This window comes from Blautia caccae, from assembly GCF_040095955.1.
Taxonomy (GTDB): domain Bacteria; phylum Bacillota; class Clostridia; order Lachnospirales; family Lachnospiraceae; genus Blautia; species Blautia celeris.
Map to the genome: position 1 here is coordinate 91,151 of NZ_JBBMFP010000007.1, position 14,854 is coordinate 106,004.

The 14,854-nt window shown below is 47.3% G+C and carries 9 protein-coding genes and 3 pseudogenes; 7 read left to right on the forward strand and 5 right to left on the reverse strand.

All coding sequences use genetic code 11. From position 1 onward, the window contains the following. Positions 1-8: 8 nt before the first annotated feature. Together WMO65_RS09490 and WMO65_RS09495 are read right to left on the reverse strand one after the other, a co-directional pair. Positions 9-673: pseudogene (locus WMO65_RS09490) on the reverse strand (HD domain-containing protein). Then, positions 666-869, reverse strand: a pseudogene (locus WMO65_RS09495) (PhoH family protein); the annotation flags it as partial. The pseudogenes WMO65_RS09495 and WMO65_RS09490, both read right to left, overlap by 8 nt. A 303-nt stretch (positions 870-1,172) precedes the next feature. Between WMO65_RS09495 and WMO65_RS09500 the strand changes: the two are divergent. The 4 genes and pseudogenes from WMO65_RS09500 (at position 1,173) to phnX (ending at position 6,513) form a co-directional block, all read left to right on the forward strand. Next, complete coding sequence (locus WMO65_RS09500; protein WP_148392015.1) at positions 1,173-1,943, forward strand: ABC transporter ATP-binding protein; 771 nt, start codon at positions 1,173-1,175, stop codon at positions 1,941-1,943. A gap of 4 nt (positions 1,944-1,947) precedes the next feature. Then, a pseudogene (locus tag WMO65_RS26645) lies at positions 1,948-4,601 on the forward strand (extracellular solute-binding protein). Between the two features lie 50 nt (positions 4,602-4,651). After that, positions 4,652-5,749 (forward strand): 2-aminoethylphosphonate--pyruvate transaminase, encoded by a 1,098-nt coding sequence (gene phnW, locus WMO65_RS09515; RefSeq protein ID WP_103732235.1) that lies wholly within the window; start codon positions 4,652-4,654, stop codon positions 5,747-5,749. Continuing rightward, positions 5,746-6,513, forward strand: coding sequence for a phosphonoacetaldehyde hydrolase (gene phnX, locus WMO65_RS09520; RefSeq protein WP_148392014.1), 768 nt, complete (start codon positions 5,746-5,748; stop codon positions 6,511-6,513). Before phnW ends, phnX begins: the two co-directional genes overlap by 4 nt. 170 nt (positions 6,514-6,683) lie before the next feature. Here the strand turns inward: phnX and WMO65_RS09525 are convergent, their stop codons facing one another. Continuing rightward, positions 6,684-7,904, reverse strand: a complete 1,221-nt coding sequence (locus WMO65_RS09525) for a helix-turn-helix transcriptional regulator (RefSeq protein WP_349064052.1) — start codon at positions 7,902-7,904, stop codon at positions 6,684-6,686. Positions 7,905-8,062: 158 nt separating this feature from the next. Between WMO65_RS09525 and uidA the strand changes: the two genes are divergently transcribed. Next, entirely contained in the window at positions 8,063-9,883 is a 1,821-nt protein-coding gene (gene uidA / locus WMO65_RS09530) for a beta-glucuronidase (protein ID WP_033140637.1), read from the forward strand. Between the two features lie 119 nt (positions 9,884-10,002). After that, the gene (locus WMO65_RS09535) at positions 10,003-11,406 is read left to right on the forward strand and encodes an MFS transporter (RefSeq protein ID WP_349064055.1); all 1,404 of its coding nucleotides are present in this window, start codon (positions 10,003-10,005) and stop codon (positions 11,404-11,406) included. Positions 11,407-11,648: 242 nt separating this feature from the next. On the opposite strand, the gene WMO65_RS09540 is transcribed toward WMO65_RS09535, so the two are convergent. Further along, positions 11,649-12,815: an ROK family transcriptional regulator gene (locus WMO65_RS09540; RefSeq protein WP_065543966.1), complete on the reverse strand. Its 1,167-nt coding sequence runs from the start codon at positions 12,813-12,815 to the stop codon at positions 11,649-11,651. A gap of 293 nt (positions 12,816-13,108) precedes the next feature. On the opposite strand from WMO65_RS09540, the gene WMO65_RS09545 reads away from it, so the two are divergent. Next, positions 13,109-13,996 carry a DUF1002 domain-containing protein gene (locus WMO65_RS09545; protein ID WP_148392012.1) on the forward strand — a complete coding sequence of 296 codons (888 nt, stop codon included), beginning with the start codon at positions 13,109-13,111 and terminating at the stop codon, positions 13,994-13,996. A gap of 100 nt (positions 13,997-14,096) precedes the next feature. On the opposite strand, the gene WMO65_RS09550 is transcribed toward WMO65_RS09545, so the two are convergent. Further along, positions 14,097-14,750, reverse strand: coding sequence for a GTP pyrophosphokinase (locus WMO65_RS09550; RefSeq protein ID WP_181014537.1), 654 nt, complete (start codon positions 14,748-14,750; stop codon positions 14,097-14,099). Between the last annotated feature and the right edge of the window lie 104 nt (positions 14,751-14,854).

The window sequence follows — 14,854 nt, forward strand, 5'->3', positions numbered from 1 at the left end:
CGGCGGTATCAGCAGATTTTATTGCCGTTTGCCATCAGCTTGAATTTCATGCCCAGCATTTCCGAGGCCCGTTTACACATGAGCATCGCTGCATGAAAATCTCAAAGTAATCCATAATGGAACAAATCTCTTCATCCAGTTCAATATTGAGCTGGATGATTTTTTTATCCATATGAATGGAGAGTGCGGAGGAGATGGCAGCATAATTGACTCTGTCGTGCTTATCGAAATTTTCCCGTATGGGGTTGCGCACTCGGTTGCGGCGCACATCCGTCTTGTCAGCCAGAATGACAGCCGCGGAGACCGGATCTACAGCGCTGCCGGTTCCCTCATCGTGCTGACCGATGGCGCTTATGATCACTGCAGTGTCCCTTGGCGGAAGTTTATATTTTTGAAGAATGTGCATAGCCATAAGCGCACCGCTGTGGGCGTGGTCGCTGCGGTTGATACAGTTTCCCACATCGTGAAGGAGTCCGGCCACTTTTGCAAGCTCCACTTCACGCTTTCCATATCCAAGTTTTTTCAGTATTTTTCCTGCTGTCTCAGCAACCTTGACGGCATGCCGGCAGGAGTGCTCCGTGAAGCCCAGGACACCCAGGCTGTGATTGCCCTGTTCCATGTATGCTTTCACTTCTTCGGATTTCTTCAGTTCCTTATAAATATTTTCATTCATATTTCTTTTCTTTTACCCTTCTGACGGCATCTGTAGCCGGGTCAGAATGTTCGCATTCATCTGCTGTGAGGGTGATCTGACAGCAGAGCGGATTTCCTTTCATATATTCTTATGCAGAGCTGAGGCCATTGGTCCTCTCATCCGGAAAAGGATGGTCAATCTGGTTCGGGTCTCCCGGCAGGATGACCTTCGCTCCTCAGCAGCATTAAATTCTTCAGCCGCCTGACGGATTCTCTTGCGCGAGCGCCTTTTTCCCTACTGCTTTCTGATCCATCCAGCTCCTTCAGTGCTTTTTTCATCATACATTCATATAGGAAACAGTTCTATCATCCCATTGTTAAATCCACAGACAGTTTTTGTAAAACGGGACGTCCCGGCCTGCTTTACAGGCATTTAACGAAGAGCTTACGAAAACAGGATGGATGAAAAGACGAAAATGCAGTTTAATAGGCATTGTCAGCAGCAGCGCTGTACATGAAAGGAAAGGAGAATACATTTCATGTTAGAACTTCAGAATGTAAAGAAATCCTATGACGGGGTCACCATTTTGCAGAATATCAATCTTTGTATCGAGGAGGGAGAAATCGTCTCTATACTGGGCCCGTCCGGATGCGGCAAGACAACACTTTTGAACCTGATACTGGGTATTACGGATTTAGATGAAGGAAAGATCATATTTAACGACAAAGATATCACAGACGTACCTATGGAGGAACGCGGATTTAATATTGTATTCCAGGATTATGCCCTGTTTCCCAATTTAAATGTATATGAAAACATTACATACGGCCTCAGAAACAAACCGGACATATCCAGCGAGAAGGAAGTACAGGAATTCATTCATCTTCTGGGGCTTGAGGAGCATCTGGAGAAGAAGATAGAACAGCTCTCCGGAGGCCAGAAGCAGCGTGTGGCGCTGGCCAGAACCATGGTGATGAAGCCTAAGATCCTTCTTCTGGACGAGCCTCTGAGTGCCCTGGACGGCGTTATCAAGGAATCCATCAAGGAGAAGATCAAAGAGATCGCCAGAGAATTCCATCTGACAACCATTATCGTCACCCACGATCCGGAGGAGGCGCTGACCCTGTCCGATAAAGTGTTGATCGTAAACAAAGGAACCATTTCCCAGTACGGATGTCCGGAGGAAATCATAACTGCTCCGCATAACCTCTTTGTAAAAGAGTTCATCCTGAACCAGTTGGAAATCAAGAAAAACAATATTTTCATGCTGTTCCGCCAGGATAAGCAGGTGAGTCTGCAGGTGGTGTGACTGTATGATAAAAAGAAATGAAAAGGAAATAAAGGTGATTTATGTACTGGTGGTCCTCCTGTTTTTGATATTTCTTGCAGTTCCCATAGTAAGGCTGCTGGGAAAATCCTTTGAGGGGACAGATGGATTGTCCGCGGAAAACTACATTGCAGTGCTGACCGGAAAAGGATTCGGCAGGGCACTTTTGAACAGTCTGTGGATTTCCGTGTGCAGTGCGCTTCTGGCTACTCTGCTGGCATTTTTCCTGGCTTACACGATCCATTACACCAATCTGAAAAAGAGGACAAAGAAACTGATCCGTACTTTGGCGGTTCTTCCCATGCTGCTCCCCACAATTACCTATGGGTTTGCCATCATTTACTCCTTCGGCAAACAGGGACTTCTGACGAGGCTTTTCGGACGTCAGATCTTTGAGATTTACGGCTTTAACGGCCTGCTTCTGGGGTATGTGATCTATACACTTCCCGTTTCCTTCCTGCTTATTTTGAACACCATGAGCTACATAGATAAAAAATTTATGGTGGTCTCAAGAGTCATGGGAGATAAACCTTTTGCCACCTTTATGGGAACCGTGGTGCGCCCACTTCTGGGCACTCTCGCAGCCTCCATGATACAGTGCTTTTTTCTGTGTTTTACTGACTACGGGATTCCCGCGTCGGTGGGAGGTAAGTTTGAGGTGGTGGCAACCGTTCTTTACAACGAAATGCTTGGTAGTGTGCCAAATTTCCGGAATGGAGCGGTAGTGGCAATGATGATGCTGCTCCCCTCTGTGCTGAGCATTTCCCTGCTTCACTGGCTGGAGCGCTACAATGTCCGGTACAACAAGATTTCCGCCATAGAGATAAGACAGAACAGGAGAAGAGATTTTTTCTGCGGCCTGACAAGCGGTGTAGTTCTGCTTGTGATCCTCTCCGTATTTGCCGTGATCTTTGTGGTTCCCTTTGTGGAGGAATGGCCCTACAGAACAAATTTTACCCTGTCTCATGTGACGGAAGTCTTCCGGGACAGCAGTCTGCTGGGGGTATTTAAGAATTCCCTGCTCATGGCAGTGCTGACTGCGCTGGCAGGACTTGTCACCACCTATGGAGCGGCCCTTGCCACAGCCAGAAGCCAGCTTGGAAGGAGGTGGAAGGGCATCATTGAGAGCATTGCCCTGGTCACCAACACGATTCCGGGCATGGTGATCGGTATAGCATTTCTGCTTATTTTTACAGGTACACCGCTGCAGAATACCTTAGCACTTATCATCCTGTGCAATGTGGTACATTTTTTTTCCACCCCGTACCTGATGATGAAAAACTCCCTGGAAAAGCTCAACAGTTCCTGGGAGACAACAGCCCTCCTGATGGGGGATTCCTGGGCGAAAACCATTTTCAGGATCGTAACGCCAAACATGCGCTCTACCATTCTGGAGGTATTCAGCTACTATTTTGTCAATGCCATGGTGACAGTCAGCGCCGTCATCTTTATCGCCGGAGCCAGAACCATGGTCATCACCACCAAAATAAAAGAGCTGCAGTATTACACCAGATTCAATGAAATATTCGTCCTGTCCCTTTTGATCCTGGCAACGAATCTGGTGGTGAAAGGACTAGTGGGATACCTGTCCCAGAGAGAATTCCATCCTGGAAAGATCCTGGAATCATCCATATTAAAAAAGAAAAGAGGAGTACAGAAAGTATGAAAATGAAAAAAGTGACAGCATTTATGATGACAGCAGCTCTGGCGGCATCCGTTCTTGCAGGGTGCGGTTCGGGCAGTGAGAAACAGGTAGTAATCTATTCCAATGCAGATGACGAGGCTGTGGAGGCTATGAAAGAGACACTGGACGCAAACGGTTATGAGGGAAAGTACCTGTTCCAGACCTTCGGCACCTCAGAACTGGGCGGCAAACTGCTGGCAGAGGGGAAAGATATTGAGGCGGACATGGTAACCATGAGCTCTTTCTATCTGGACAGTGCACAGGAGCAGAACAATATGTTTCTGGATCTGACCTTTGACTATAAAACCCTCACTGAGTTTCCGGCATTTTATGCACCCATCACCTCCCAGGAGGGCGCCATTATCCTGAACACAGAGATGCTCAGCGAAAACAACCTGGACAGACCGGAGAGCCTGAAAGACTTGACAAAACCGGAATACAAAGACCTGCTATCCGTGACAGATATCAAAAGTTCATCCACAGCATGGCTTCTTATGCAGGCGCTTGTCAGTGAATACGGCGAGAACGGTGCCAAAGACGTCCTGAAAGGCATCTATGAAAATGCCGGCGCCCACATCGAGAGTTCAGGCTCTGCGCCGCTTAAGAAAATCCGTGCCGGTGAGGTGGCAGTGGGATTCGGCCTCCGCCACCAGGCAGTTGCTGACAAAAAAGACGGCCTTCCCGTGGACTACGTGGACCCAAAAGAGGGCAACTTCTCCCTCACAGAGTCCGTTGCAGTCATTGACAAAAAAGAGGCGAACCCTCTGGCCATGGAAATGGCTCAGTGCATTGTGGAAAAAGGAAGAAGCGAGCTGATCAGGACATATCCGAACCCTATCTACGAGGGCGAGGAGGCAGACCCTGAAAATATGTCCGCCTACCCAAAAGTATTTCCAGAGAAACTCACCGTTTCCTTACTGGAACGGCACCAGGAGCTTTCGGAAGAATGTAAATAAACGAAGGCTGTGAAAGATACCAATAAAATCACATACAGGAGAATAGAAACATGTTAAACTATAAATTATTAACCCCAGGTCCTCTGACCACGACAGACACCGTAAAAAAAGAGATGCTTTTTGACCACTGCACATGGGATGATGACTACAAAAAAATCACTCTTAGTATTCGCAGCCAGCTTCTGAAACTGGCTCATGTAACCGAACCGGAATACACGGTTGTCCTGATGCAGGGCAGCGGCACCTTCGGTGTGGAGTCCGTCCTCACCAGTGTGATCGGTAAGAGCGACAAACTTCTCATTGCCGCAAACGGTGCCTACGGCGAGAGAATGGCAGATATTGCTGCCCACGCAGGTATTCCCTATGTGCTGTACCGTGAGGAATACGACAAAGTCCCCTCAGCCAAGATCATCAAAAAGATCATAAAAGAAGACCCGGAGATCACCCATGTATCCATGGTCCACAGCGAAACAACCTCCGGTATTCTAAACGATATTGAATCTGTTGCAAAAGTGGTAAAAGACATGGGAAGGACCTTTATCGTGGATGCTATGTCCAGCTTCGGCGGTGTGGATATCCCGGCAGCAGACTGGGGCATTGATTTTCTTATCAGCAGTGCCAACAAATGCATCCAGGGTGTCCCCGGATTTTCCTTCATCATCTGCAGAAAAGACAAACTTATGGACAGCAGCGGAAAAGCCAGAAGCCTGTCCCTGGACCTGTACGACCAGTGGCTGACCATGAACAAAGACGGAAAATGGCGTTTCACATCTCCCACCCATGTAGTTCTGGCCTTTGCCAAGGCTCTTGAAGAACTGGAGGAGGAAGGCGGCATCCCGGCCCGTGCCAGACGCTATGAGGAAAACAACCGATATCTCATTGAAAAAATGGCAGAACTGGGCATACGTCCCTACATAGAAGGCAAATACCAGGGCCCCATCATCACAACCTTCTACTACCCGGAAGGCAGCCACTTCTCCTTTCAGGAGATGTACCGGTACATCAAAGAAAGAGGTTACGCCATCTATCCCGGCAAAGTCACAGATGCGGATACTTTCCGCATAGGAAACATAGGCGAGATTTACCATGAAGACATGGAAAACCTCTATAACATTATCAAAGAATTTCTGGAGGCAGACAAGAGATGAGCAGATTTGATGCAGTTATATTTGACTGGGCAGGAACCACAGTAGACTACGGAAGCTTTGCACCCGTACAGGCATTCATAAAAGCCTTTGAAGAATTCGGTATCACCCCCACCATAGAGGAGGTGCGTGCCCCCATGGGCATGCTGAAAATAGACCACATCCGCACTATGCTGTCCATGGAACGCATCCGTAATTTATGGTATCAGATCCACGGCGCTCCCTTCACAGAACAGGATGTAAAAGAGGTCTACGAGCACAGCGAGACAGCAATACTGGAAATCCTCCCCGACTTCGCTGCTCCCAAGCCCTACGTCCCAGAGACCATAGAAAAACTCCGAAGCCTGGGCCTTCAGATAGGCTCCACCACAGGATACACAGAACAAATGATGAAAATCGTAGCCCCCAAAGCCGCAGAGCAGGGATATGCCCCTGACTTTTGGTTCAGCCCCGACGACGTAGGCGGTATTGGCCGACCCTACCCCTACATGATCTTCCGCAACATGGAATCCATGCACCTGATGGATGTCCGCCGCGTTCTCAAAGTAGGTGACACCATAGCTGACATCAAAGAAGGCAAAAACGCCGGAATGCCAACCGCAGGCATCCTGGAAGGCAGCTCCGTCCTGGGCCTCACCGAATCCGAATACAACGCCCTGTCCCCTGCCGACAGGTCCGCCCATCTCACCCAGGCTGCCCAAACCTACAAAACCGCCGGCGCCGACCACATCATCGAAGACATCCGGGGCCTCCTAGACCTCCTATAATTAACAATTCCCAAAAGAACCGCACCCCAAATCCAACACCGGTGCGGTTCTTTCTAAATATCCATATTCTTCTTCCAATCCACATATCCGCATCCAGCCCCACACCATCTCCCAAACTAACGCCTTTATTCTTTTACCGTCCTCTCCCCTCCTCCCCGTCCCTTTCGCCATCATTTCTGATGAATCATCTCCCGATACTCACTAGGCGTCCTCCCCATATTCCTTTTAAACAACCGCGTAAAATAATTCAAATCCGCCACCCCGCACGCCGCCGCAATACTTTGTATCTGCAAATCCGTAGAATTCAGCAAAAACACCGCATTCTCAATCCTTTTCTTATTCACAAAATCGGTCAGCGTACTCCCTGTTTCCTTCTTAAACAGTGTAGACAAGTAACTGGGGCTGATAGAAAACTCCTCCGCCAGCCTTTTAAGACTCAGATCATCTGTCAAATACAGACAAATATGGTTGATCACATTCTGAATAATTGGTGAATACCCCTTCAAAGAATGGGACTTCACCAGAAGACAATACTTCCGCATCATTTCCCGTTTCAGCTTCCCGTCCTCATCCTCGCTGGTGATCGTCTCAATTTCCCGTGCATACTTAGAAGAAAGTTCATCCAAATACAGCGGGTGCACCCCGCCATACTCCGCGGCCTTCCGAAGCAGGGCATTTAATATGATCAGATAATTCTTGGAGTCCCGGATTCGGTTGGAAAGCCTCTGCTCCAGAGAAACCGTCATCTCCCCGGCTGCCAGCAGCTCGATCTTTTTATAATTTCCTGAAGCCACTGCCTGCATCATCTCCTGCTCTGACTGGTACCTCTGTTCGATCAGTTCCCGGTTTTCCAGATTGACCTGTGCCTGTCCATAGTAAACCTTTGTAATTTCATCCATAAACATATCACAGTATTCAACAGAAAAATGTTCAGCCCCGCCAAATATTTCCGCTGCCAGCAGAAGCAGTATGGTGCGCACATCATCTTCGTGGTTAATGAAAGGGATCAGTTCATAATACTGTTTCAAAAATCCGGAAAACTCTGTGGGGATGGACAATTTTTGCTGCATCTTCAGGATGAATTTTTTATCAGCTCTGTGCTGCAGATATGGACCGGCTATAAAAAAGGCAGGTGATTCCGTCTCCGGCAGCCGCATTACTGTGTGATGGCAGTTAAAACAATCTTTGGAAAAATACATCACATGCTCTTTACTGTTTCTGATAAAATGCAGTGCGTTATCCCTGGAGTCACTGTCTGCCGCGATTTTCTTTCTCAATCCCAAATCCAGATCAATATGGTCAAGTTCATCCTCCATTAAGATGTAAGTTTGGAAATTATAATTTTTCAACACTTTCCGGGAAAAATTCAAAACAGTGTCATACGACGCCATACATATGCCCCCTCATACTATTTTTAATTATTATCATACAATTTTTTGAAATATTCAAGTCCTAAATAAAAAAATGCGAATAAAGCAAAAAAATGTAAGAATGCTGTTGGCTTAAAACTGCTAGAATCTAGCCATACAAGAAACGAGGAGGAGAAGAAATGTTACAGTATTCAATGTTATACCCGAAGCAGTCCGTATCCAGAAGAACCGTGAGCATGGATGGCATGTGGAAATTTTGCCTGGACCCGGAAGGAAAGGGAACAGAAATCGGGTGGGCAGATGGAATCCCCCAGGCTGACCTTATTCCCGTGCCTGCCAGCTTTCAGGATTTTTACACAGACAAAGACACAAGGGAATATGCGGGTGATCTTTGGTATGAGACAGATGTATTTGTTCCGGAAGAATATGCGGGAAAAAATGTAGCTATCCGCTTTGGGTGTGCAACCCACAGAGCAGAGGTTTATTTAAACGGTGTCCATGTGGCATCTCATGTGGGCGGGTTCCTTCCCTTTATGGCTGACATTACAAATGTGGCCAGATACAATGCAGTAAATAAGGTTGTTGTCAAAATCAACAATGAGCTGAGTGAGACCAATATCCCCTGCGGTAAGACAAAAGTTCTCAGCAATGGAAAGAAAATGAACAGTCCGTATTTTGACTTTTTCAACTATTCCGGGTTACAGCGCCCTGTAAAGCTGGTTGCATATCCAAAGGAATATGTGTTTGACCTGACAGTGGACCACAGGATAAACGGCAGAGACGCGGAGGTTTCTTACAGCGTAGTTACCACAGGAGAGCATCCGGTGGAGGTTACGGTTTATGATGAGGACGGCAGAGAAGTGGCAGTTTCCCAGGGAAAAGAGGGAATCCTCCACATTGAAAATGCACATCTGTGGCAGGTGAGAAACGCTTATCTCTATACCTTTACGGTGCGCATCAAGGACGAAGAGGAAGTGCTGGATGAATATAGTGAGGAGATTGGCGTCCGCACTGTGGAGGTAAAGGGAAAAGACATCCTGATCAATGGTTCTCCTGTTTATCTGAAAGGTTTCGGAAAACACGAGGATAGTGATATTGTGGGCCGCGGGTTTCACATTGGGGTTATGAAGAGAGATTTTGAATGTATGAAATGGATCGGAGCTAACTCCTTCCGTACCTCCCATTATCCATACAGTGACGAGATTTACCAGATGGCGGACCGTGAAGGCTTCCTGGTCATTGATGAGGTTCCGGCTGTGGGACTTTTTGAGAGTCTGATGAACTTCATGGAGGCATCTACTGGGAAGAAGACGGCATTTTTTGCAAAAGACACCATCCCTGAATTGCTGGAAAATCATCTGCGTGCAGTGGAGGAGATGATAACCAGAGACAAGAACCATGCCTGCGTCATTGCCTGGTCCCTGTTAAACGAGCCTGAGACCACAGATGAGGCCGCAGTACCATATTTTGAGAAAGTGTTTGCGCGGGCTCATGAGCTGGATGTGCAGAAGCGCCCCAGAACATTTGCGCTGATCATGAATTCCCTGCCGGATACCTGCAAATGCTATCATCTGGCAGATGTGATCAGTATGAACCGTTACTATGGCTGGTATCTTATGGGCGGGTACGAGATGTGTGACGCAGAGGCGGCTTTCAGGGCAGAGATGGACAAGTGGGCCGGCAAGGACCTGGACAGACCGTTTATCTTCACCGAATATGGAGCTGACACGTATGCCGCGGAGCACAAACTGCCTTCTGTTATGTGGAGCCAGGAATACCAGAAAGAATATCTGGAAATGTGCCACAGAGTCTTTGACTCCTATGATTTCATCAAAGGTGAGCAGGTTTGGAATTTTGCGGATTTCCAGACCACAGAGGGGATCATGCGTGTAAACGGCAACAAAAAAGGAATCTTCACCAGGCAGAGACAGCCAAAAGATGCAGCCTTCTACTTTAAGGAGCGCTGGGAAAGCCTGCCGCTGAACCATAAAAGTAAGTAAGCATACAGCCCGCACTAAGCAGAGATCCAATTGCCGTAGGTGCTTCGGCGGGATTTCTGCCTGTAACTGCAGGCGGGGGACAGTTGCCTGAGGATAAGAAAAAAAACAGGGAGATTACCATGAACGAGAAAAATAATGCAAGGCCATTTGGGATACGGGATAAAATCGGCTATATGTTCGGTGACTTTGGAAATGATTTTACCTTTATATTTGCCAGCTCCTTCCTAATGGTATTTTATACAAAGGTACTTGGGATCAGCGGTGCTATGGTAGGAACGCTGTTTCTGCTGGCCAGGGTAGTGGATGCCTTTACGGATATCACCATGGGGCGTATTGTGGACTCTGTGAAGCCGTCCAGAGACGGAAGGTTCCGCTGCTGGCTGAGAAGAATGTGCGGTCCGGTTGCCATTGCCAGCTTTTTGATGTACCAGGGCGGCATGGCAGGAGCGCCTATGACACTGAAGATTGTTTATATGTATGTGACATACCTGTTGTGGGGCAGTGTGTTTTATACATCTATCAATATCCCTTACGGTTCTATGGCATCAGCTATTACGGAGAAGCCGGATGAGAGGACTGCCCTCTCCACATTCCGTACTGTGGGAGCCACACTGGCCGGTCTGGTTATCGGAACGGTGACACCGCTTCTGATCTACGTGAAGGATGCGGACGGCAATCAGGTTATCAGGAGTACCTCTATTTTCACTATCATTGCCGGTGTGTTCGCGGTATGCGCAATCCTTTGCTACATCATTTGCTATAAGCTTACTACAGAGCGTGTAAAAGTGGAGCCAGATCCGAATGCTAAAAAGGTAACATTGGGACAGACCTTTGCAGCTATTTTCAAGAGCCGTGCACTGCTGGGGATCATTGGGGCAGCTATTTTCCTTCTGCTGAGCCAGCTTCTCATACAAGCCATGAACAATCATCTGTACACAGAATATTTTGGATCTGCAGGCGCGATCTCCATTGTGACCATAGTGAACACAGCCCTTATGCTGCTGGTGGTTGCACCACTCAGTGTGCCCATCAGCCGCAGATTCGGGAAAAAAGAAGCATCCACGGCAGGAGTGCTTCTGGCAGGAGTTATCTTCCTTGTCCTGTATTTTATGCATGTGCAGAACGTTTTGGTTTACATTGTACTTGCCAATGTGGGGATGCTGGGACTTGGATTCTTCAATACCGTAATTTGGGCTAATATCACAGACGTTATAGACGACCAGGAGGTAAAGACAGGTCAGAGGGAAGACGGTACCGTTTACGCAGTATATTCCTTTGCAAGAAAACTGGGCCAGGCACTGGCCGGAGGCGCAGGAGGCTGGGCACTGTCCATTATCGGGTACGACCAGCTTGCAAAGGTACAGACAGCGTCCGTGATCAACGGCCTGTACACAACCTCCACACTGATACCTGCCATCTGCTTTTTCGTTGTGGCTCTGTTCTTATGGTTTGTGTATCCGCTGAGTAAGAAAAAGGTGGAAGCCAATGTGGAAGAATTGAAGAGCAGACGTGAGAACGCCTAAATAAATTTTTCCAAAACAAAAGCCATCGCCCGGACATATCCAAACCGGGCGATGGCTTTTTCTATAAATATTAAAGGAAGGAGAGCCGGTCTTACGACCGACATATGAAAAAGAAAATATAAAAATAATGTTTGATTTAAATTATTTTTATGATATAAGTATATTCCCTAAATATGTGCAAATCATGTTTAACTTGTGAAGAATTCATGAACGAAAACCGAATCTTTTATGAATGTAAAAAATTATCGTAAATTGTCACTAAATGGAACCCGTATTTTCAAATGTTTGATATCCAGAAAACGTTCCGCACACAGCCGTATCCCACCCATAAGCCCTGATGTATCCTGCAGTCTGGAGGGGATAATGCGGCAGTCCCGGTTTTGATGGGAGGCCAGGTATGCCACGATCCGCTGATTAATATCAGGAATATAGTTGGAAAAAGAACTGTTGAGCACGATCAGGTCAATATTGAAGGTATTGATGATATTATTAATGCCGATAGACATATATTTTACAAACAGATCCATCATCTCCAGCGCATCTGTTTTCCGATCCTGATATGCCCTGAGAAAGCTGTCAATGGTAACGGTGTTTTGATGGGTGCGCGCAGCATATTCTTTCAGAATAGCCCTCTCCGAAGTATACAGCTCAAAACAGCCGTTATTGCCGCAGGGACAGGGTTTGCCGTCGGGGAACAGGATGGTGTGGCCGAACTCTCCGGCGTAGCCGTCACGGCCTTTATAGAGCTGCTCATCAATAAGGATACCCATACCGACTCCATCGTGTATGTTCAGATGGATCATATTTTTATAATTATAATGAAATGCGGACTCACCCAGCACGGACAGATTGGATTCATTTTCCACATGTACCGGTATGCCAAACTCCCCGGCCAGGATTTTTCCCAGGTAAGGTTCTGGAAGAGGGTAGTAGGGGGTAAAAATGATCTCATTGTCCCGCACAACACCGTAAATACCGATGGATACTCCCACAATCCCATAAGGAGCATCCTTGCACCGGGGAATGGCTTCTTTCATAATACCGCGGAGCAGCTCCAGCAGACTGTCCTCCTCCCGGAAGGGATATTCCTTCAAATGGCAGTCTTCACCCTTTAAGTCAGCGGTCAGTGTGATGATCTGACGGGGATGGACATCTATGGAAAAGACATAACCGCATTTTTTCCGGAACTCCAAAAGGATGGGCTTCCTGCCCAGGGCGGTCTGGGCGCTGCCTATCTCTGCCACCAGATTCTGGTCCATCAGCTCCTGCACAATGTTGGATATGGTTGCCTTTGTCAGATGCAGCTCCTTAGCCAGAGCAGCACGGGAGATAGGCGGATTGTTTACAATATATTCCAGGACCTGCCGCCTGTTGTTGTCTCTTATCATTTCTTGGTTTGCGATCGCCATAAATAATCCTCCGTAATGCAGAATGTAATTACTGTTATAGTAATCATACCACTTCTTCTATACTTGGGGCAAGTAATTTGTTTACCCACTATACAAATTAAAGCTATATTCCAATGTGCACCACACAGCATCCCCTTGGGGGAAATACCTAATTGGACGGCGGGCAGTGAACCGCAGCCTTAGGAAAATTTTAAGAGAAACTTTAGATGCAGGATTTGATGATTTATGCTATTCTTATAGCAGGCAGGGACATCCTGCGAGCTGCAAGGGGATAAATGAAAGGAGTTATGATTATGATGAAACGAGGAATTGCGTTCCTGGCTGCGGGGATCATGCTGCTGGCATCACCAGTCAGTGTACTGGCAGACAGGGAGGACGCCAAACTGGAAAAACCATATGTATCATTAGGCGCGGATCTGAATGCGCAGGAGCGTGCAACCGTACTGGAGCTTCTGGGGATTACAGAGGATGACCTGAAAAATTATACGGTAGCCACTATCACCAACCAGGATGAACACGACTATCTGGATGCTTATCTGGACAAGAGTGTGATTGGTTCCAGAGCGCTCTCATCCGTACTGGTAGAAGGCAAGACGGACGGGAACGGAATCAAGGTAACAACTCACAACATTTCCTATTGTACCACCGGTATGTACCAGAATGCCCTGGTGACAGCAGGCATCAAGGATGCGGATATTGTAGTTGCGGGACCATTTAAGATCTCAGGGACAGCAGCTCTTGTAGGCGCCATTAAGTCCTACGAGAACATGACCGGAGAGAAAGTGGAGCAGGAAAATGTGGACACAGCCACCAATGAGCTGGTCATCACAGGAAAGCTGGCTGAGAATGTGGGAGACAGCGAGAAGGCAGAGCAGCTTGTGGGCGCGGTCAAGGAAAAGGTCGTGGAGGCCCAGAACATGTCAGAGGATGAGATAGGTGACGTGGTGGACCAGGCGGCAGATGAGATGGAGATCAATCTTTCCGCTGAGGACAGACAGGCTATTGTGAATCTGATGGAGAAGATCAAGGGGCTGGATCTGGACGTGGACAGCCTGAAGGAACAGGCAAAGGATTTGTATAACAAGATTGAGGACCTGGGACTGAAGCTGGATATCAACCAGGAAAAGGTACAGGGATTTTTTGATAAGATCATAGAGTTCTTTAAGAACCTCTTTAGCTGATAAATAAAAGGATGGCCCCGGGCATGCAGAATATCTGCGGCCAGGGGCCTCTCTTTCATACTTCTTAACAGCCGGCACTCTTTAAGGCCGGCCCGGACGTCTAATCATTATCATAACCGGTACTGCACTTCTGAATTGCCTCGTTCAGGGACAGCATACGGCGGTCAAGCTGGGATGCTATTTTGGCACATTCCTGTAATTCACTGCTTATATAGGCCGGAGCATTTCCCTCAAATTTGTAATAAATCTTGTGCTCCAGGCTTGCCCAGAAGTCCTGGGCGATGGTGCGGATCTGTATTTCCACCTTGGTCTCCACTACTCCGTCTGACAGGAAGATGGGTACGGTTACGATCATATGGTAACTCTGATAACCGCTCTCCTTAGGATTCTTGATGTAATCCTTCAGGGAAAGTATCTTCAAATCAGTCTGTTTTGCAATCATGTCGGCTATGCGGTAAATATCTGAAGTGAAAGAACAGATGATTCGGATACCTGCAATATCGTTTACATACTTGACCATGTTCTCGATATTGGAATCATATCCGTTCTTCCTCAGTTTCTTTACAATACTCTCAGGAGTTTTAATCCTGGATTTTACATGTTCTATCGGATTATAACGGTGGATGTGCTGAAATTCTTCGTTCAGAATATCAATCTTGGTCCCCACTTCCTTCAATGCGGCATTGTACAGGAACATCAGAGTTTCCCAGCTGTTTACGTCCTCGTAATTGGTAATATGAAGGGCGCTGCTCATTCTTTTCACATCCTCTTTCGTGATTCGTGGCAGTTCAAGGACACTCTGTCAGGTGTATTTTACTGCCGGCAGGAAGATTTCCCACTTTTATCAAGTATATCACA